Here is a 900-nt window from a genome sequence, read left to right as displayed (position 1 = left end):
GTCGTCCGCCGTGACGGCGTCGAGGTAGCTGGGGCGGCCCTGGCGCTTGAGGTGGGCGACCACGGTCTCGACCTCGCTGTCCGAGCAGAACGGCCCGTGCACCCGGGTGGTGCGCCCGCCGCCGGCCATGAACAGCATGTCGCCCTGGCCGAGCAGCTGCTCGGCGCCCATCTCGCCCAGGATCGTGCGGCTGTCGATCTTGCTGGTCACCTGGAAGCTGATCCGGGTCGGGAAGTTCGCCTTGATCGTCCCGGTGATCACGTCCACCGACGGGCGCTGCGTCGCCATGATCAGGTGGATGCCCGCCGCCCGCGCCATCTGGGCCAGACGCTGGATCGCCCCCTCGATGTCCTTGCCGGCCACCATCATCAGGTCGGCCATCTCGTCGACCACGATCACGATGTAGGGCAACGGCGCCAGGTCCATCGCCTCGTCCTCGTACACCGCCTCGCCGGTGTGCCGGTCGAACCCGGTCTGCACGGTCCGGGTCAGCACCTCGCCGCGCTCCGCCGCCTCGGCGACCCGGGCGTTGTAGCCGTCGATGTTCCGCACCGCGATCTTGGCCATCTTCTTGTAGCGCTCCTCCATCTCGCGCACGGCCCATTTGAGGGCGATGACCGCCTTCTTCGGGTCGGTGACCACGGGGGAGAGCAGATGCGGGATGCCGTCGTAGACCGACAGCTCCAGCATCTTCGGATCGACCATGATCAGCCGGCACTCCTCGGGCTTGAGCCGGTAGAGCAGGCTGAGGATCATGGTGTTGATCGCCACCGACTTGCCCGAGCCGGTGGTGCCGGCCACGAGCAGGTGCGGCATCCGCGCGAGGTCGGCGATGATCGGCTCGCCGCCGATGTTCTTGCCCAGGCACAGGGCCAGCTTGTGCTTGCTCTCGGCGAAGTC

The 900-nt window shown here is 68.1% G+C and carries 1 protein-coding gene; it reads right to left on the bottom strand.

Going from position 1 to position 900, the window contains the following annotated elements:
- On the bottom strand, nt 1-900 hold a 900-nt coding region (locus MKL01_RS06900), incomplete at both ends, for a DNA translocase FtsK (protein ID WP_279604441.1).

This window comes from Methylobacterium sp. J-070 (assembly GCF_022829385.1).
Classification (GTDB): domain Bacteria; phylum Pseudomonadota; class Alphaproteobacteria; order Rhizobiales; family Beijerinckiaceae; genus Methylobacterium.
The sequence above is the reverse complement of the archived record's forward strand: the minus strand, read 5'-3'. Positions and strand labels throughout refer to the sequence as shown.